Origin of the sequence: Xanthomonas sp. WHRI 10204, from assembly GCF_040202875.1 — a bacterium.
In the GTDB taxonomy this organism is placed as follows: domain Bacteria; phylum Pseudomonadota; class Gammaproteobacteria; order Xanthomonadales; family Xanthomonadaceae; genus Xanthomonas.
Map to the genome: position 1 here is coordinate 49,285 of NZ_JBEGDW010000002.1, position 18,829 is coordinate 68,113.

Below are 18,829 nucleotides of genomic sequence, written 5' to 3' on the forward strand. Positions count from 1 at the left end.
GATCAGAGCGACGGACCCAAGGGAATCTTGCGGCCACGGCCTGCGGGCTTGGCGATCACCGGTCCCAGCACCGCACCATCGGCGACCGCGGCAAGATGCGCGTCGAATCTGACCTGCAAGGCCTGCAGCGACTGCGCACGCGTGGCCGCATCGGCAAGCGCGCTGGCCTGCCGCACCAGATGCCGGTATTCCTCCGCATCCACCACCACCGCTTCGGGGTGATTGTGATTGGTGATAACCACCGCGCCGTGGGTGCGCACCTTGCGCATCAGGCTGGGCCAGCCCTTGATCTTGATGTCGGCCGCTGGCGCTTTTTCGAGCTCGGGCAAGTCCTGATGACGGGACATGGGGCGGTCCTGCGAAGTGAGTGACCCCAGGCTACGCCAAAATACCCATTTTGGGAAATTTGTCCATTTTGGACTATTCCATGCCAAAGCCTACACGAGAGCGGTTAAAAGCCGTAGTGGGCAATCATCAGGTGGGTGCAAACGGCGCACTCAGCACTAAGACAGACGAGCACCCAGAACCGGCCGCGCCCGCCTGGCGGCGAGCGCCGTCGTCTTGTTAGCCGCCCAAACTGAAACGGGGCCCGTAGGCCCCGCTTGACGCTACAACTGTGCGGCCGCTCAGCCGCGCAACTTGCTCAGCAGCTCGCGCGTCACCGGGTCGGCGACGTCAGCCGACTCGCCCTTCAATGCCGGCAACAGCTGGCTGGCCAGCTGCTTGCCCAGCTCCACACCGAACTGGTCGAACGCGTTGATGCCCCACATCACCGATTGCACGTAGACGCTGTGCTCGTACATCGAGATCAATGCGCCCAGCGCCTGCGGAGTGAGCGCATCGAGCAGGATTACCGTGCTCGGACGGCCTCCCGGATAGCTACGGTGCGGGTCGCTGCTGTCCTGACCATTGGCCAACGCCTCGGTCTGCGCCAACACATTGGCCATCAGGGCCACGTGGTTCTCGGCATACGGGTCGTCGTTGTGCACAGTGCCGATGAAATCGGCCGGCACCACGCTGGTGCCCTGATGCAGCGCCTGGAAAAAGCTGTGCTGCACATCGGTACCCGCACCGCCCCACCACACCGCCACGGTGTCGCTGTCGACCGCCGAGCCATCGAGCTTGACCCGCTTGCCCAGGCTCTCCATCACCAGCTGTTGCAGATACGCCGGCAGCAAGGCCAGGCGCTGGTCGTAGGTCATCACCGCATGCGTGGCGCTGCCGAGCAGGTTGCGGTTCCACACCGCAGTCAGGCCGTGCAGTACCGCGACGTTTTCTTCCAGCGGCGTGTTGAGCGCATGCGCGTCGAACTGCGCGGCGCCTTCGAGCAGCTGTTCGAAACGTTCGAAGCCGATCGCCAGCGCAATCGGGAAACCGACCGCCGACCACAACGAATAGCGCCCGCCGACCCAATCCCACATCGGCAGCACGCGGCTCGGTGCGATGTCGAAGGCCTTGGCCGCACGCTCGGGGTTGGCGCTCACTGCAAACAGGCGCTCGCTGCCGCCCAACCAGGCATGCAGGATGCCGCCGTTGAGCAGGGTTTCCTGAGTGCCGAAGGTCTTGGAAATCAGGATGCCGGCGGTGCGTGCCGGATCCAGCGTGGCCAGCGTGCGCTGCATGGCGGCGCCATCGACGTTGGACACGAAATGCACGCGGAAGCGCGCACCGGTCACCGGACGCAATGCATCGGCGACCAGACGCGGGCCCAGGTCCGACCCACCAATGCCGACACTGACGATATCGGTGACGTCGGTGGCTTCGAGTTGCTCGATCAACGCACCCATGCGCTGGCGCACTTCTGCAGCGGTGGCATAAGCCTCAGAGGCCACCGGCGCGTCGGTCAGATCGCCACGCAACGCGGTGTGCAATGCAGCGCGCTGTTCGGTGACATTGACCTGCTCGCCACGAAACAGGCGCTGGAATGCACCGGCCAGATCGCGCTCGCGCGCGATAGCAAACAGTGCATCCAACGCGGCGCGGTCGTACTTCTGGCGCGCGAAATTGAAATACAACGGACCGACTTGCCTGGCGTACTGCGTCGGCCGTTCCGGCTCGGCGGCAAGCAATGCGGGGATGGCAGCGCCGCGCAGGCGCTGGGCGTGGGCGTGAAGCGCGTCGAATCCGTTGGTCTGTGTCATGCGGCCTGCGTGGGGATGCTGTGGTTGGTGTGGGAGATTGCGTTGTGCGCGTCCACATATACCAGATTGGGCTTGAAGGTCTTGGCTTCGTCTTCGCTCATGCTGGCGAACGCAGCCACGATGATCAGATCGCCCACTTGCACATGACGCGCAGCACCGCCGTTGAGCGACAGGATGCCGCTGCCTTCTTCGGCACGGATGGCGTAGGTGCTGAAGCGCGCACCGTTGGTGACGTCCCAGATGTGGACCTGTTCGAATTCGCGGATGCCGGTCGCTTCCAGCAGCAGGCCGTCGATGGCGATCGAGCCTTCGTAATTGAGCTCGGAGTGAGTGACGGTGGCGCGGTGGATCTTGGCTTTGAGCAAGGACAGGTGCATGGACGCAGGCAACAACGAAAGGAAAGATGGCATTTTAGCGGAAAGCGCCCGCGCTCACCCGGGTGCCGCGCGGCCGCTGGTGAGGGCTTCAGGCGGCGGTGAGACAAGACCTTTGGCCCTGACCTTTGGCCCTGGATCGCGCGCGTGCCGCCACCGCTCAGCGCGGCAGCACGCGGCGATCCGGGCAGTCTCAGAATTCCAGGTTGTCGATCAGCCGCGTCGCGCCCAGACGCGCGGCGACCAAGGCCACACGAGCACCGGCATTGCTGTCGTCCGGCTCGTTCAGATCGGGCAGGCGCACCACCGCGTAATCGACCTGGAAACCGGCCTGTTCCAGCGCCTGCACGGCGCTTTCTTCAACCTGCGCGCGTGGCGTGCCGGCGGTGTACCTGTCGCGCATCTGCAGCAGCACCTTGCGGATCTGTGCCGACACGGGCCGATCCTCGGCCGACAGATACTGGTTACGCGAGCTCATCGCCAGGCCGTCGGCTTCACGCACGATGCTGCCGCCCAGGATCTCGATCGGAAATGCGAGGTCTGCCGCCATCTGCCGGATCACCGCCAGCTGTTGGTAGTCCTTCTTGCCGAATGCGGCTACATCCGGCTGCACCTGGTTGAACAGACGCGCCACCACCGTGCATACGCCATCGAAATGCCCCGGCCGGCACACGCCTTCCAGCACATCGCTGACGCCCGGTGCGTGGACCGGCGTGGCCAACGCAGTGCCGAGCGGATACATGGTGTCCACGTCCGGCAGCCACAGCGCATCGCAACCGGCGTCTTCCAACCCACGTAGGTCGGCTTCGGGCGTGCGCGGGTAACGGGCGAAGTCTTCATTCGGCCCGAACTGGGTCGGGTTGACGAACACGCTCGACACCACGCGGTCGGCATACTGGCGCGCCAGCATCACCAGCGAATAATGCCCGGCGTGCAGGTTGCCCATGGTCGGCACCAGCGCCACGCGCAGGCCCTCGCGCTTCCAGCCGGTGACCAGGGCGCGCAAGGTGAAAAGATCGGTAATGGTCTGGATCATGCGGCGTACGCGTGCTCTGCATCGGGGAAGCTGCCATCGCGCACAGCCTGCGCATAGGCACGCACCGCGCCGGCCACCGAGCCGCCTTCGGCCAGGAAATCCTTGACGAACTTCGGCCGGCGATGGCCGCTGTCCAGACCCAGCATGTCGTGCATCACCAGCACCTGGCCATCGCAGCCCGGGCCGGCACCGATGCCGATGGTGGGCACGCTGAGGTCGGCGCTGATCTGCGCGGCGATCGGCGTGGGCACGCACTCCAGCACCACCAGGCTGGCTCCTGCATCGACCACCGCCTGCGCATCGCGGCGCAATTGCTCGCCGGCTTCACCGCGGCCCTGCACCTTGTAGCCGCCAAACCGCAGCACCGATTGCGGGGTGAGCCCCAGGTGCGAACACACCGGGATCTCGCGCTCCACCAGGTAACGGATGACGTCGAGCTTGTGCCCAGCGCCTTCGATCTTGACCATCTCCGCACCGGCTTGCAGCAGCTGGGTGGCGGCATCGAGCGCACGCTCGGGCGTGGCATCAGCCTGAAACGACAGATCGGCCACCAGCAAGGCCCGCTCCAGCACGCGCGCGACCGCAGCGGTGTGGTAGACCATGTCGGCGGTGGTGACCGGCAAGGTGGAATCGTGCCCCTGCACCACCATGCCGAGCGAGTCGCCGACCAGGATCAGGTCCACGCCATTGGCGTCGAAGCTGCGCGCAAACCCGGCGTCGTAGGCGGTCAACATCACCAGTTTTCGACCCTCGCGCTTGGCCTGCGCCAAGGCGGGCACGGTCCAGGGCTTGCTGTCGGCGTGGCTGCTCATGAAGTCATTACGTGGGGTGATAAGCCGGCCATTATCTACCCAATCGGCTCCAGCCCGCAGACATCGATCGCCTGCAATGCGTGCCGCACTGTTCCATGACCTGGAATGATGGCCTCCGGTGCCAGCTCGGACAACGGCAGCAGTGCGAAGCCGCGTGCGTGCAGATGCGGGTGCGGCACCTGCAGCTGCGGCAGATCGATCACTTGATCAGCGTAGAGCAGCAGGTCCAGATCCAGCGTGCGCGGGCCCCAGCGCTCGCCGGCGCGGCGCTCACGGCCGAACGACTGCTCGATGCCGAGCAAGCCCTCCAGCAGCGGCAGCGGCGCCAGCTCGGTGCGCAGCTGCGCCACGGCATTGATGAAATCGGGCTGGTCTTCGTGGCCCCAGGCCGGCGTGCGGTACAGGCGCGAAGCCGCAATCAGCGTGGACTGCGGCAGCGCGCCGAGCGCAGCGATGGCTGCACGCACGCTGGCCTCGGCCGGGCCCAGGTTGGCACCCAGGCCGACAAAGGCGACATGCATGCCTTACTCGCCTGCCGACGCGCCGGTGCGACGACGACGGCGGCGACGCTTGCGCGGTGCACCCTCGTCGCCATCGTGATCGGCCTGCGCCGATTCGATCGCATCGACCAGCTCCTGGCCGGACGACTTTTGCGCCTCGCGCCAGAACTCCACATCGGCCGCATGATCGGCCGACGCGAACTGACGCAACACCAGAAAATCGAACGCCGCGCGGAAGCGCGGATGCGACAAGGTACGGAACACGCGCTTGCGTTGACGCGACGAGAAGCGCGTCTGCAGCAACCAGATTTCCTGCATCGGCAGCGAGAAGCGGCGCGGCAACGCCACCCGCTCAAGCTGGTGCAAGGTGACCCGGTCGGCGGCGCGCCGCTGCGCATCTTCCGGCTGCACGCCCTGCGCCTGCAGCCCCATCAAGGTGCGGCAGAACGCCGGCCACAGCAGCAACGCGAACAGGAAGGCCGGCGACACCGGCTCGTCGTTGGCCACGCGCGCATCGGTATTGCGCAAACCTTCCAGCACCATCGCGCGCAACGCGCCGCTACGGTTGGATTTGAGCGCCGCCGCACTCTCGGGGAACAACGCGCCGAGCAGGCCGTAACGCTCCAGGCCTTCGAAACTGGCCACGCCGTGCCCGGACAGGAACAGCTTGAGAATTTCTTCGAACAGGCGTGCCGGCGCAGCTTCGGACAACAGCCCGGCCAGACGCGGGATCGGTTCGGCACTGCCGGCTTCGATCTCGAAGTTCAACTTGGCCGCCAGGCGCACTGCACGCAGCATACGCACCGGATCTTCCTGGTAACGCAGCTCCGGGTCGCCGATCAACTTCATCAGACGTGCCTGCACGTCTTCGAAGCCGCCGCAGTAATCGCGCACCGAAAAATCTTCGATCGCGTAGTACAAGGCGTTGCAGGTGAAGTCGCGGCGGATCGCGTCGTCTTCGATGCTGCCGTAGACGTTGTCGCGCACCAGGCGGCCGTTATCCAGCTCGCGGTCGCCGCTGCCATCGTCGATGTTGGCGCGGAACGTGGCCACTTCGATGATCTCGCGGCCGAACACCACGTGCGCCAGACGAAAGCGACGGCCGATCAACCGGCAATTGCGGAACAGCGCCTTGACTTCTTCCGGCGTGGCGCTGGTCGCAACGTCGAAATCCTTGGGGTGGCCACCGACCAGCAGGTCGCGGACTGCGCCACCGACCAGGTAGGCGCCAAAGCCGGACTCGCGCAGGCGATACAGCACGCGCAGCGCGTTGGGGCTGATGTCCTTACGCGAAATGGTGTGCTGATCGCGTGGGATGACGCGCAGCGTGAACGGGGATGTAACTGAGGGTTCGATGATGGCGCTTCCGTCTTGTGTTGCAGGATTGCCCAACGGCTATTACCTCACTATACTAGCGCGCTGCACAAGACGCGACAAAAACGCTCCCTTCGTCTAATGGTTAGGACGTGGCCCTCTCAAGGCTAAAACAGGGGTTCGAGTCCCCTAGGGAGCACCACGTTCGTCCTGCTGCAGACCACGCCGAAGCCCCGCATTGCGGGGTTTTTGCATTGTGGCGCATGTGTTTTTAATGGGCGGTGCCGCTGCAGCGGCGGGCAGCGAGACCGCACAGGCCGTGACGTTCGGCAGTCCCCGTCACAGCACTCTTAGGCCAATCGAGTCATCTGGCCGAGTCCGGTTGAGCGCCACACCATTGGCCGACCTGGAAGCAATCGAGATCGCACCCTGCCGAGCGATCTGCTGCACTGCCCCGCGTGCGCGGCGTGATCGACAGGCTTGTCGATCACAGCAACACGATGAGTGCCAGCAGCACAGACAGATCGATCCCTGGCGCGCAGCGCATGTTGTATCGCCCCTGCCCCATCGCGATAGCCGACATGCCGTACTTGCGCGCCATCCGCGCGACACGCCTTGGATATTTGCAGTGCATGGCTTCTCCTCAACTGGCAAACGGGGATGTGCGATCTTCATCGCTGCCGGTTTCGGCAACGGCGTCATGGGCATGCAAACTTTCCAGGTGGCGCACTGCCACGTCGAAGGACGTGTAGCGCTCGGCCAACGCCATGCGCAAACGCCGCGCGGCATCTTCCACGTACATCAGGTTGGCGCCGTTCAAACGTGCAAATGCCTGCTCGTCGATCCGCCGCACCGCCGCCTGCACCGGCGTCGCCAATGCCTGTTCGCAGACGCCGATCAATGCACGGATATCCAGCCGCTGCAGGCAGGCCAACAGATCCACGCGCACCCGTGCCAGGCTGCGCTGACTGTGCGGTGTGGCATATGAGCCGTGCACCTGCAGCCACTGCGCAATGTCGTCCAACGGCACCGCAGCGCGACCGGCGTGCTGCTGCACAAATGCCTCGCTCAACAACTGCCGCGACAGTGCCGCCGAACACGGGCAGGTCGAGGCATACAGCACGTCGATCTGCAGCTGGACCTGGCTGCGCCCTGCCCTGCACTGCGCATCGATGCGCACCGGGTACGCGCGCCAGCCGGCCAGGCCTTCGCTGAGCAAAGCCGGCGTGCGCAGCATCACCTCGAACGACAGCGTCACCCGCGCCGCCCGGCTGCCGCAGTCGGCATGGCTGTCGATCAAGGCCTGCAACAACTGCGACAACATCGCTGGGGAGACCGGCTGCTCCAGATACCGGTCCAAGAGGCGATACAGCCGCGACATATGGATGCCCTTGATCTCGGGGCGCGGCAGATCGACCTGCACGCTGGCGCGAGCCGCGACGGTACCGCTGGGCTCCGCCTCATCCAGGCGTACGGGGATGGCAATATCGTGCATGCCCACCCAGCGCAGTGGTGCGCTCAACGCGGGCGGTTCGGTAACGGCAACATCGGGAAGCGTGGCGGACATCGGGAACTCGTTGATGATGAAGATGACAGCCGCGTATCAGGCGCGGCCAGGAAATGCCTGGAAGTAATCGTCGATGCCCGCATGCAGGGTATGCGCGAGCTCGTCTTGATGCGCATCGCCGCATAAGCGATAGCAATCGTCGCGGTTGCTCATGAAGCCGGTTTCCACCAGCAGCGAGGGAATGTCGGGCGACTTCAGTACGGCAAAACCGGCCTGCCCCACCTGAAGCTGATGCAGCCGGGTCACGTGCTGCAGGCGGCCCAGCATCAAGTTGCCGAACGCAACGCTGCTGGCGATGGTTCCGCTCAGCGACAGATCGGCCAGTACCTGCGACAGCACCGGATTGCTCGGCACGCGTAGCCGGCGTGCGTTGTCGCCCATGTCGTCTGCGGCGTTCTCGCTGTCGGCAATCCAACGCGCCAACGCCGAGCTGGCACCATTTTCGGACAAGGCAAACACCGATGCGCCGCTGGCCTGCGTGTTGGGCGCGGCGTCGGCATGGATGGACACGAACAGATCGGCATTGTGGCGATGGGCGATCAACACCCGTTCGTGCAGCGGCACGAAACGGTCGTCGCTGCGGATCATGGTCGGTCGGTAGCGCGTGTCGGCGGCGAGCCGCTGATGCAGACGCCCGGCCACTGCCATGGCGACATACTTCTCGTAACGCGCATCGGCACTGACCGCACCTGGATCCTTGCCGCCGTGGCCGGCGTCGATGGCGATCACGTACGGATGCAAGCGCGAGCGCGTCGCGATGATCGGCGCCTCTGCAGCCACGACTGTCGACAGCGGCCCCGCGCTGGATGCGGCAGCCAGGTCCAGTAACAAAACATTGCCGTCCCAGCGCGTAGTGACTGCGACCGGCTGGGCCAGATCGAGCACCACACGCATCCCATCGGCGTGTGGCCCGCTGCGGATGGCGATGACCGCCGTGCCAGGGGGCAGAGGCGCAATGCGCGGCGACTGGCTTGAGACGCCCGACAAATCGATCACCAGTCGCTCAGGATCGGACAACCCGAAATTGTTGTAGACCGCCTGCGCACTCAACTCCAGCCTTAGGCGCAGCACATCGCCTTGCTGCTGCACGCTGCATCCCTGCAGGGCTGGAAGCGCCTGCGCATTTCCCAGACCCGGCGAGAGCACCAACCCAGCGCCAACACCCTGCAGCAATTGCCGCCGCTTCATCGCGCACGCCCTCGCTCAACCAGGCGTTCGGTACGCCACAGAAGGCGGAACCACGTGATGAGACGCGATTCCAAACCGCGCACGGACGGCAGCAAAGAGAACGACATAGAAGGAAACGACTGCCCGGAGAAAATTAAGTGTTATAAAGTAACATTAGTTCTGCGAAAGCAAGTCCGTCACTCACTTTCTGCGCCTCGGCGTTCATCTCCTCGCCCCGGAACCCTGCCCGATGTCTACCCACCTCCCCGATAGCTACGCCGCCTGGCGTCATTGCATCGAAGTCGACTGCGCCCAACCGCTGACCGCACTCTTCATCGCCCAGCGCCTCACCGACCTGCGCACGCCCACCGACCACCATACCCAGCAACTCCTGCGCCGCTGGGGTCCGGGGCATCACCAGCAGGTGATTGATTGGTTTGAACGTGCCTTTAGGGAGCTTTCGCCGAACTGATAAGAGCGGCTAACAAAACGTAGGGAGCAGTCGTCAGCTGGGGGCGGACGGCGCGCTCAGAGCCGGAATGTACGAGTGGTACATGGTGGTACATGCAGGTTCTGAGCAACGGCCGCGCCCGCCTGGCGGCTGCACAGTCCTTTCGCTAGCTGCTCTAAGTTGGAATATCTCCAAAGCTGCACCTCGTGGCGAGGTAGATGGGACCGGCACAAGCACTTTGCCTGGTTCTTCAAGCCATACAAGCAGCAAGCCATAAGACCGAGAGGATTGGCACCCAACAAAATCCACCGCATTCGTCCGACTATCGCGTTAAACGATTTTGCGACCAGGGCGCAACACTCCGGCGCGTCTCAGACGTACCTTATGCGGGCCTGAATTGCAGGCAACATCGCCCCGCGCAGGGGAAGGCGACATCATGGAAGTAAAATCGAACGTATTGAAGGCACTTCTTGTGCTGGGCTGCGCATCGCTCGCTGGTCACGTCTCGGCGCAGTCAGGGGGGTGCTGTGCAGGTGGCGTTGGCGCGCGCGCAACAAACGGACTAGGCGAGCGTAGCCCCGCTGCAGCAACCAATCTTGCACTGGATTCCGCCTGGTCGATCTACGAGTTTCAACGCGACGGTGTGACCTACCTCCAGATCAACGATACTGCAGGGTTGGTCCGAGCAGTCGTCGCTCGCGTCGATAATGCACTCTGGACCCTGCCGATGGGCAAGGATGCTGATCGCGTCATTCTCCCCGCTACAAACTCGATCTGGGCCAACACCGCACCTACGACGTCGTCAGACGAGCTCGGACCAAGCGCTAAAGTGGTTTACCGGACAGAAAACTTCACCGTGCATGTCGAGCGGCAAGCCAACGGGGAACGCTGGAAGGTTGCGCCGTCGCAATAGCAGGCGACGCTTCGGCCATAAGGAAAGTTAGGACCAACGCATGGCGGCGGCGAAACGTGCCGCCATGCGACTTAAGCCGGGCACGGAATTCGGCCTCAGCCTCAGGAGAATCACGCCGCACCGAATCAATCAAAGATGTGTCCGCAAACACGCGCATGACGATGCCCTGCGCCCCCCGGCCACGCCAAACACGCGCATGTAGAAAATGCTTGTCTGCTTCAGGCAGAAGCTCTAGCGCATTGAGCGTGCACCGGTAAGCAGCCAGCTGCAATCCCAATGAAAGTTTGAAGCAGTCCCCGTGCAGAAGGCATTCGAACGTGCTTGACGTCAATCGCTCCAAACCTTCACGTCGAAGTGAGCCGAATAAACCGTGCGTCTCGATCTCAAGCGGATAGAGAGCGGAAACATATTCATGCAGAAGCCTGGATTCGATCACCGCGATACGCGTCATTTCCATTGCAACCGCATGATTTCCGCGTTCCCGCAGATCAGCAATCGCGCGCTTGCGTATACGGTTCATTTGAACATTGAGATCGGAGTACTCCACGACCCGATTACGCAATGTTCGCTCAGCGGCAAGATAACTGGCTTGGACGGCCTCCTGAGCGTCAGCCTTGATTCGCCTGATGGTGTCGAACCGCCTGATCGGCTTGACCAGTTTCTTACCGAAGATAAACAAGCACGTACTCACGGCCACATGAAGGAGCTGAGCAGCATAAAGATTTGCGTTGTAATAGCCTATTTCATAGGTCTTCGGAATCGTAATCGCCAACGCAAAGTTGGCTAGAAGCGTACCCAGTGCGGTTCCTGTCCATCCATGACGAAACGTCAAGAAAACAGCGGGCCCAATTAACGCCACCATCAAGCCCGTTCTGAAAGAAGGCTCCTGGACGAAGCCGATTACATAGAACAGACCCACGATCACAGCGACCGACACGCCGAGATCTCTCGGCAGATCCAGACGAGCAATTTCTTTTCGCCGAGGCGACCAAAGCATCGCGGGAAGCAGAAACACCAAAATGCCCAAGTAACTGCCCAGCCAGTACCGGAGCGAGAACTCCATAAAATTCTTTGTATCTGGCCCTCCGAGTCCCGCATTGAGGGCGATGCTCCACAACGAATTACACAAGGCGATTGCAATCGCAAAAGGGATAAGCACGGAAGCATGAAAGAGCACCTTGCCCACATAGTTGCGGGCCAACCAAACAACCAGCGCAATCATGGGCGCATGGACGAATGGGCTGACGTATGCCCAGGCAAGATCGTAATTTTGGGTGTGTGAGAGCGGAACACGCAACCAGAGCATGGCGGCCGCGTCGCCTACCAACAGGAACGGCCACTCCCGATAAGGACGGAACAACAGCGTGATGACACGCAAGCCGACAGGCAGGTACCACTGATCAATGGAGCAATACCAAAGCGACAGAAATGCCAAGCAATAGCAGACGCTTATCAGCGCGCCCCTGAAGAATTCCTTTGCTACCACCATCCCACCACTCCTTGGTTCCACGATTGATCTCTAGTCTGTAGGGAAGCGCCCGATGGAGTATAGCGTTGGCGCACAATTTGAAATAAGGCTGTCAATTTCCTTGAGCCACGCTCGTATCCAGAGACCCACGTTGCACTCCACTTGGTGCACTGTTCACGCGCCTGGAGGGTTCGAGCGCAAGACCCAACGCATCAACTGACGCACACACCGTATCGAATGACTGGCTAGACAGGCAGAAAGCCGCGCATTGCGCGGCCTTCTGCATTTCCTATGCTGATTTCAGCACAACGCGCTGGTCAACCCTCCATCTGCTCCAACTCCTTGCCCTTGGTCTCGTAGACGTACTTGAGCACGAAGAACACCGAGATGAAGGCGGCAACCGTGTAGATGCCGTAGGCGCCGGCGAGACCGATGCTGCCTAGCAGGATCGGGAAGCTGACGGTGATGGCGAAGTTGGAAGTCCACTGCGCGGCACCGGCAATGGCCAGGCCCGAACCGCGGATCTGGTTGGGGAACATCTCGCCCAGCATCACCCACATCACCGGGCCCCACGAGGCGTTGAAGAACACTACGTAGACGTTAGCGGCCACCAGCGCCAGCATGCCCATGGCATCGGACATCGCCAGCTTGCCTGTGGCGTCAAGCGACGCGGTGGCGAACGCATAAGTCACCAAGGCCAGCGACACAGCCATGCCGACCGAGCCGATCCACAGCAGCGGCTTGCGGCCGATCTTGTCGACCAGCATCACCGTGACCAGGCAGGCGCCGATGCTCAGGCCGCCGGAGAGCACGTTGATCAGCAGTGCGTCCTGTTCGGAGAAGCCCACCGCCTGCCACAACACTGCGCCGTAATAGAACACCACGTTGATGCCGACCAATTGCTGGAACACTGCCAGGCCGACGCCGATCCAGACGATGGGGCGAACCTTGCCGGTGGCCTTGCTGATCAGGTCGGAGAACTTGGGCTTGTGCTGGTCGGCCGACATGGACGCGGAGATTTCGGTCAGCTTGGTCTGCGCGGCAGCATTGCCGTACAGCCGCTTGAGCACCACCAGCGCCTGCTCGCGACGGCCCTTGACCACCAGGTAGCGCGGGCTTTCGGGGATGACCAGCAGCAACAGCAGGAACGCCAGCGACGGAATCGCCTGCATCCAGAACATCCAGCGCCAGGCGGCCTGTCCGGCCCACAATGGCTCGGTGGAGGCACCCGCCGCGTTGGCGAGCAGATAGTTGCTCAGGAAGGCGCAAAACAGCCCGCTGATGATGGCGATCTGCTGCATCGTGGCCAGCCGGCCGCGATAGCGTGCGGAGGCGACCTCGGCGATGTAGGCCGGTGAAATGACGCTCGCCGCACCGACGGCAAAGCCGCCCATGACGCGCGCGAAGATGAAAAAGCCGGAGCTGTGCGAGGCACCGGCACCGATGGCCGAGAGCAGGAACAGCGCCGCAGAAATGATCAGGACCGCGCGGCGGCCCCAACGGTCGGCCAGGCGGCCGGCGAAGAAGGCGCCGATGGCGCAACCCAGCAGCATCGAGGCGACCTCGAATCCGGTCTCGGCTGCGCTGGAATGGAAGGTCTGCTTCAGGCCATCGACAGTGCCGTTGATCACGCCGCTATCGAAACCGAACAAAAAACCGCCGATCGTTGCAACGCAACTGATCAGGACGATGAAACGGGTGTTCTCACCGGCATCGGGGGCGCCGTTTACGGAGACACTGGACATGGGTTCACCTGGAAACATGCAAGGGAGCGGTCACTGGTGTGGCCGCCGTCGGCCGGCGACGCGATGCGCCGCCGGCCACGGGACATCAACGCGTCAGGTACTGATTGATCAGGTTTTCGTAGGCTTCCTGGCGGCCGCTGATCTGGGTCGGCACATTGCCGGCCGCATGCTTGGCCACGTCCACCAGCGTGCTGGACCCATTGGCGAACGCCGCACCGGCGCCGCTGTCGAAGCTGGCGTAACGCTCGGCGCGCCAGGTTTCCAGCGGCGAGGACGTCAGCAGCGCGTTGGCCACTTCCAGACCGCGTGCGAACGCGTCCATGCCGCCGATATGCGCCATGAACAGGTCCTGCGGGTCGGACGATTCACGACGCACCTTTGCATCGAAGTTCAAGCCGCCCGGTGCCAGCCCGCCCTGCCGCAGCACTACCAGCATCGCGCCGACGGTGTCGTACAGGTCGGTCGGGAACTGGTCGGTATCCCAGCCGTTCTGCGGGTTGCCGCGGTTGGCATCGATGCTGCCGAGCAGACCGGCATCGGATGCCACCTGCAGGTCATGCTCGAAGCTGTGGCCCGACAACGTCGCATGGTTGGCTTCGATATTGAGCTTGAAATCCTGGTCCAGGCCATGCTGACGCAGGAAGCCGATCACCGTGGCGCTGTCGAAGTCGTACTGGTGCTTCATCGGCTCCATCGGCTTGGGCTCGATCAGGAAGTTGCCCTTGAAGCCGATCGCGCGGCCGTAGTCGCGTGCCAGGGTGAGGAAGCGCGCCATGTTGTCCTGCTCGCGCTTCATCTGCGTGTTGTGCAGGCAGGCATAGCCTTCGCGGCCGCCCCAGAACACGTAGTTTTCGCCGCCCAATTCCACGGTGGCATCGATCGCAGCCTTGACCTGCACCGCCGCGCGCGCCACCACATTGAAGTCCGGGTTGGTGGATGCGCCATTCATGTAGCGCGGGTGCGAGAACAGGTTCGCAGTGCCCCACAGCAACTTGATGCCGGTGTCGGCCTGGCGCTGCTTGGCGATGCCGACCATGTGGGTGAGGTTGCTTTCGTATTCGCCGATATCGTCGGCATCCGGCGACAGGTCGATGTCGTGGAAGCAGTAATACGGCACGCCGAGCTTGGTGAAGAATTCGAACGCGGCATCGGCCTTGGCTTCGGCGCGCCCCAGCGCGGTATTGCCCGCATCCCACGGATACGCGCGCGTGCCCGGGCCGAACGGATCGGCGCCGTTGCCGCAGAAGCTATGCCAGTAGGCCACGGCAAAGCGCAGATGCTCGGCCATGGTCTTGTCGCCGATTTTTTTGTTGGCGTCGTAGACCTTGAACGCGAGCGGGTTATCGGAGTCGCGGCCTTCGAAGCCGATCTTGCCGATGCCGGGGAAATATTCCTTCGCGCCGATGAAAACGGTGTTGCTCATGGGGTGTGATGTCCTTGGTTCTGGGGGAGTGGTGAATCAGTCAGCGTAGAGCGGGCTGACGACGTGCAGGTGCTTGAGGAAGGCTTGGTAGTGCTGCTGATACTGGGCCACGCGCTGCGGGTCGGGCTGTGCGGCGAGCGCGTCGTCTACCTGCAGGTGCTCCAGCACCACCTCCGACAACGCGGCATCGCCACCATCGTCGCGGTCGCAGGCCCACAGCGCTTGCAGCGCGGCACCGAAGGCGGCGCCTTCGGGTTGGGTTGGCACCACGACGGGCAGATTGAAAACGTCGGCCACCATCTGCCGCCACTGCGCGCTCTTGCTGCCGCCGCCGGTGAGCAGGATGGTATCGAACTGCAGGCCGGCCGCGACGAAAGCGTCGAAGCCATTGCGCAGGCTGTAGGTGGCGCCTTCCATCGCGGCGCGATAGAAATGCGCAGCAGTGGTGTTGTGCAGATCCATGCCGAACAAACAGCCGCGTGCATCGGGCAAATTGGGTGTGCGCTCGCCGTTGAAGAACGGCAGCAACACCAGCCCGTCGGCACCGGGTGCGGTGTCGGCAATCATCGCCTCGGTCTGCTCGCGGGTGATGGAGAACATGCGCATCACCGCTTCGGTGGCGACGGTGCAGTTCATGGTGCAGATCAGCGGCAACCAGCCGCCGCTGGACGAGCAGAACGCGGCCCAGCGTGCGTCGTCGTCCACCACCGGATGATCTGCGTAGGCGAACAAGGTGCCGCTGGTGCCCAGGCTCATCGTCAGGCGGCCCGGCACCACATTGCCGGTGCCGATGGCCGCCATCATGTTGTCGCCACCGCCGGTGGTGACGCGCACGCCGGCCGGCAACTTCAATGCATCGGCGGCCGCATCGGACAAGGCATACACCGCACCGGTTTCCACCAGCGGCGGCAACGCCGCGCGCAGGTCGCGCTGCGCATCGACGGCGCCGAGCATGCGCTCGGACCACTGGCGCGTGCGTACATCCAGCCAGCCGGTGCCGGAGGCATCGCCCACTTCGGCAAAGCGTTCGCCGGTGAGCCAAAAATTGATGTAATCGTGCGGCAGCATCACCGTGGTCATCGCCGCATACGCCTCAGGGCGATGCTTGCGCGTCCACGGCAGTTTGGATGCGGTGTAGCCGGCCAGGATCGGGTTGCCTGCGGCAGCCACGCTGCCTGCCGCGCCGCCCACCGCGTCCATGATTTCGTCGCATTCCAGCGCCGTGCTGGTATCGCACCACAGCTTGACCGGCGCGGTGACGCTGCCATCGGCGGCCACCGGCACGAAACCATGCTGTTGGCCCGACACGGAGATACCGCGCACGCGCGCACGTTGTTCGCCATCGAGCTGCGCGAAGCAATGCACGATGCCATCGACCCACCACTGCGCCTGCTGCTCGCGGGTGCCGTCATCGCGGCTGATCAGCTCCATCGGTGCGGCGATGGTGGCAACCACAGCGCGCTCCTGCGCGTCGTAGGCCACCAGCTTGACGCTCTGCGTGCCCACGTCCAGTCCTACGTACAAGCTCATTGCTTCACCAATCGGTTGTTGTTGAGTCCCACCTGCTGGGTGCGGCCCGCGCCCAGTTCCAGGTCCAGGGTCTGCCCTGCATAGGACAGTTGATAGCGTCCGCCACGATCGCTGTGCAGGCGTGCCTGCTGCAAGCGACCGCCATCCCATTCCAGATCGATGCTGGCGCCGCCACGCACGCGCACGCCGCGCATGCTGCCGCGCGGCCAGGTAGCGGGCAAGGCGGGTAGCAGGAACACACTGCCGCCCCAGCTTTGCAACAGCATTTCGGTGATGCCGGCGGTGCCGCCGAAGTTGCCGTCGATCTGGAACGGCGGATGTGCGTCGAACAGGTTCGGGTAGGTGCGATCGGGCGAAATCAGCAGTTGCAGGATGCGATACGCATGCTCGCCATCGGCCAGCCGTGCCCACAGATTCAGCCGCCAGCCGATCCCCCAGCCGGTGGCGTTGTCGCCACGGATTTCCAGCGAACGCCTGGCAGCAGCGGCCAGCTCCGGCGTATCGCGCAGATTGATCTGGCTCGACGGATGCAGCGCGTAGAGATGCGAGACATGACGGTGGTGGATCTCCGGCGCGTCCATATCCCAATCCTGCTGCCACTCCTGCAACTGCCCCGCCTTGCCGATGCGGTTGGGCGGCAGTTGCTCGCGCAGCGTGGCCAGCTGCTGCGCCAGCGCCGCATCGACGTTGAGCAACTTGCTCATCGCGATGCACTGCGCGAACAGGTCGCGCAACAGCTGCGCATCCATGGTCGGCCCGGCGCACACGGCAGCGCCGAACGGATGCTGGTTTTCCGGCGACATCGATGGATTGGTCACCATCGCGCCCGTTTGCGGGTCGCGCATCAACGTGGCAACGAAGAACTCCGCCGCACCCTTGAACAACGGGTAGATCTTGCTCAGATACGCACGGTCGCGGCCGTAGTCCCAGCGATCCCACAGCTGCTGCAACAACCACACCCCGCCCATCGGCCACAGGCTCCACTTGGCGCCATCGATGGGCCCGGCCTGACGCCAGAGATCGGTGTTGTTGTGCACCACCCAGCCGGGCGCGTCGTAGAGCGTACGTGCGGTATGCGCGCCGGTGGTGGCCAGGTCGAACAGCATGGATTCCAGCGGTTCCACGCACTCGTGCAAGGCGTTGGCCTCGCTGGGCCAGTAGTTCATCTCGGTGTTGATGTTGATGGTGTACTTGCTTTCCCACGGCGGCTGCATCAGGTCGTTCCAGATGCCCTGCAGGTTGGCCGGCTGGGAGCCGGGCCGCGAGCTGCAGATCAGCAGATAGCGGCCGTACTGATGGTAAAGCGCGGCCAATGCTGGGTCGTTGCCGCCGGCAAACCGCTGCACGCGTTGGTCGGTGGGTAGCGCTGCCGCGTCGCTGGTGCCCAGGTCGATCGCCACACGCCGGAACAGGCGTTGGTGATCGGCCAGATGCGCGCGCAGCAATGCGGCATAGTCCAACGTTTCGGCCTTGCGCAGGCTCGCTGCGGTGCGTGCGAGCGGGTCGCCATCCACCGCGTCGAAGCGTTGGTAACTGGTGGCTGCGGTGAGCAGCAAGACCACTTCATCGGCGCCTTCGATACGCAAGCGATCGCGCAACGCGGTCACCTTGCCGCCTTTCACCCGCGGCAGCACGCGCAACGCAAACCGCAACTTGCCGTCGATGCCGGCAAAGCTGCCGTTGCGGCCGGTGAACAGCAAACTGCCCTGCTCTTCCGTGATCTCGCCGTGTTGCGGGCTGTCGATGCCAACGCGCAAGGAAATCGCGCGCGGCCGCTCGCACGACAGACGCACCACGATGCACTGCGCCTGCGCAGAGACGAACACCTCGCGCCGATGCAGCACGCCGCCGGAGCGGAAGCTGGTGGTGGCCACTGCGGTGTCCAGATCCAGCTGACGGCGATAGTCACTGATGCCGTCGACACGATCGAAATCCAGCAACAGATCGCCCAGCGGTTGATACGGCATCTGCTTGAGCGGACGCGAGAGCAGCTTGGCATCGGCCAGTTGTTCGGCCTCGGCATAGCGCCCGGCGAAGATCAGCGCACGTACCTGCGGCAACGCGGCCAATCCGTCCGGGCTGGTGGAATCGTAGGGCCCGCCAGCGTAGAGCGTGTCTTCGTTGAGTTGCAGGCGCTCGTGGGCAATACCGCCCCACACCATCGCGCCGAGTCGGCCATTGCCGACCGGCAAGGCCTCCACCCATTCGTTGGCCGGTTCGCGATACCACAGCTGCAATGCGTCAGCGGGCGCCACGGGCGGCAACGCGGCGTGTTTGGAAGACGCTGCGGCCTGTGCGGCAACCGGTGCGGCGCCCAGGACCGCCATCGCGGCCCCGGTTGCCTTGCACAGTTCCCGACGGGTCAGCACGGCCACCGCCGTGCTGCAT

At 63.7% G+C, this 18,829-nt stretch carries 16 protein-coding genes, 1 tRNA gene and 1 other RNA gene; 3 read left to right on the forward strand and 15 right to left on the reverse strand.

Annotation, left to right across the window (positions count from 1 at the left end; all coding sequences use genetic code 11):
• Nucleotides 1-2 precede the first annotated feature (2 nt).
• From ABQZ00_RS10930 to pcnB, 7 genes are all read right to left on the reverse strand, one after another.
• On the reverse strand, nucleotides 3-347 hold the full coding sequence (locus ABQZ00_RS10930) for a type II toxin-antitoxin system prevent-host-death family antitoxin (RefSeq protein ID WP_323538323.1): 345 nt from the start codon (nucleotides 345-347) through the stop codon (nucleotides 3-5).
• A 279-nt stretch (nucleotides 348-626) separates the two neighbouring features.
• Nucleotides 627-2,141 carry a glucose-6-phosphate isomerase gene (pgi, locus tag ABQZ00_RS10935; protein WP_115561880.1) on the reverse strand — a complete coding sequence of 505 codons (1,515 nt, stop codon included), beginning with the start codon at nucleotides 2,139-2,141 and terminating at the stop codon, nucleotides 627-629.
• Complete coding sequence (gene panD / locus ABQZ00_RS10940; RefSeq protein ID WP_055854797.1) at nucleotides 2,138-2,518, reverse strand: aspartate 1-decarboxylase; 381 nt, start codon at nucleotides 2,516-2,518, stop codon at nucleotides 2,138-2,140. Before panD ends, pgi begins: the two co-directional genes overlap by 4 nt.
• A gap of 190 nt (nucleotides 2,519-2,708) precedes the next feature.
• A complete protein-coding gene (gene panC / locus ABQZ00_RS10945) occupies nucleotides 2,709-3,551 on the reverse strand; it encodes a pantoate--beta-alanine ligase (protein ID WP_323538322.1) in 843 nt (280 codons plus the stop codon).
• On the reverse strand, nucleotides 3,548-4,363 hold the full coding sequence (panB, locus tag ABQZ00_RS10950; RefSeq protein WP_115527635.1) for a 3-methyl-2-oxobutanoate hydroxymethyltransferase: 816 nt from the start codon (nucleotides 4,361-4,363) through the stop codon (nucleotides 3,548-3,550). The genes panC and panB overlap by 4 nt, the downstream gene beginning before the upstream one ends.
• A gap of 35 nt (nucleotides 4,364-4,398) precedes the next feature.
• Nucleotides 4,399-4,884, reverse strand: coding sequence for a 2-amino-4-hydroxy-6-hydroxymethyldihydropteridine diphosphokinase (gene folK / locus ABQZ00_RS10955; RefSeq protein ID WP_323538321.1), 486 nt, complete (start codon nucleotides 4,882-4,884; stop codon nucleotides 4,399-4,401).
• Between the two features lie 3 nt (nucleotides 4,885-4,887).
• Complete coding sequence (pcnB, locus tag ABQZ00_RS10960) at nucleotides 4,888-6,255, reverse strand: polynucleotide adenylyltransferase PcnB (RefSeq protein ID WP_115511921.1); 1,368 nt, start codon at nucleotides 6,253-6,255, stop codon at nucleotides 4,888-4,890.
• 49 nt (nucleotides 6,256-6,304) lie between these two features.
• On the opposite strand from pcnB, the gene ABQZ00_RS10965 reads away from it, so the two are divergent.
• Nucleotides 6,305-6,379 (forward strand) — tRNA-Glu (locus ABQZ00_RS10965).
• Between the two features lie 441 nt (nucleotides 6,380-6,820).
• Here the strand turns inward: ABQZ00_RS10965 and folE2 are convergent.
• Nucleotides 6,821-7,744, reverse strand: coding sequence for a GTP cyclohydrolase FolE2 (folE2, locus tag ABQZ00_RS10970; protein ID WP_323538320.1), 924 nt, complete (start codon nucleotides 7,742-7,744; stop codon nucleotides 6,821-6,823).
• A gap of 36 nt (nucleotides 7,745-7,780) precedes the next feature.
• Complete coding sequence (locus ABQZ00_RS10975; RefSeq protein ID WP_323538319.1) at nucleotides 7,781-8,932, reverse strand: N-acetylmuramoyl-L-alanine amidase; 1,152 nt, start codon at nucleotides 8,930-8,932, stop codon at nucleotides 7,781-7,783.
• 229 nt (nucleotides 8,933-9,161) lie between these two features.
• On the opposite strand from ABQZ00_RS10975, the gene ABQZ00_RS10980 reads away from it, so the two are divergent.
• The gene (locus tag ABQZ00_RS10980; RefSeq protein WP_323538318.1) at nucleotides 9,162-9,383 is read left to right on the forward strand and encodes a hypothetical protein; all 222 of its coding nucleotides are present in this window, start codon (nucleotides 9,162-9,164) and stop codon (nucleotides 9,381-9,383) included.
• Between the two features lie 7 nt (nucleotides 9,384-9,390).
• On the opposite strand, the gene ABQZ00_RS10985 is transcribed toward ABQZ00_RS10980, so the two are convergent.
• A non-coding RNA gene (locus ABQZ00_RS10985) (sX9 sRNA) lies at nucleotides 9,391-9,467 on the reverse strand.
• Nucleotides 9,468-9,798: 331 nt separating this feature from the next.
• Here ABQZ00_RS10985 and ABQZ00_RS10990 point away from each other — a divergent pair.
• On the forward strand, nucleotides 9,799-10,275 hold the full coding sequence (locus ABQZ00_RS10990) for a hypothetical protein (RefSeq protein ID WP_323538317.1): 477 nt from the start codon (nucleotides 9,799-9,801) through the stop codon (nucleotides 10,273-10,275).
• On the opposite strand, the gene ABQZ00_RS10995 is transcribed toward ABQZ00_RS10990, so the two are convergent.
• The 5 genes from ABQZ00_RS10995 to ABQZ00_RS11015 form a co-directional block, all read right to left on the reverse strand.
• Nucleotides 10,214-11,764, reverse strand: coding sequence for an MASE1 domain-containing protein (locus tag ABQZ00_RS10995; protein ID WP_323538316.1), 1,551 nt, complete (start codon nucleotides 11,762-11,764; stop codon nucleotides 10,214-10,216). The two genes, ABQZ00_RS10990 and ABQZ00_RS10995, sit on opposite strands and share 62 nt — an antisense overlap.
• Before the next feature lie 296 nt (nucleotides 11,765-12,060).
• Complete coding sequence (locus ABQZ00_RS11000; protein ID WP_055854773.1) at nucleotides 12,061-13,488, reverse strand: sugar porter family MFS transporter; 1,428 nt, start codon at nucleotides 13,486-13,488, stop codon at nucleotides 12,061-12,063.
• An 85-nt stretch (nucleotides 13,489-13,573) separates the two neighbouring features.
• On the reverse strand, nucleotides 13,574-14,911 hold the full coding sequence (xylA, locus tag ABQZ00_RS11005; protein WP_115559807.1) for a xylose isomerase: 1,338 nt from the start codon (nucleotides 14,909-14,911) through the stop codon (nucleotides 13,574-13,576).
• Between the two features lie 36 nt (nucleotides 14,912-14,947).
• A complete protein-coding gene (gene xylB, locus ABQZ00_RS11010) occupies nucleotides 14,948-16,441 on the reverse strand; it encodes a xylulokinase (RefSeq protein ID WP_323519125.1) in 1,494 nt (497 codons plus the stop codon).
• Nucleotides 16,438-18,768, reverse strand: a complete 2,331-nt coding sequence (locus tag ABQZ00_RS11015) for a glycoside hydrolase family 95 protein (protein WP_323538369.1) — start codon at nucleotides 18,766-18,768, stop codon at nucleotides 16,438-16,440. Before ABQZ00_RS11015 ends, xylB begins: the two co-directional genes overlap by 4 nt.
• Nucleotides 18,769-18,829 lie beyond the last annotated feature (61 nt).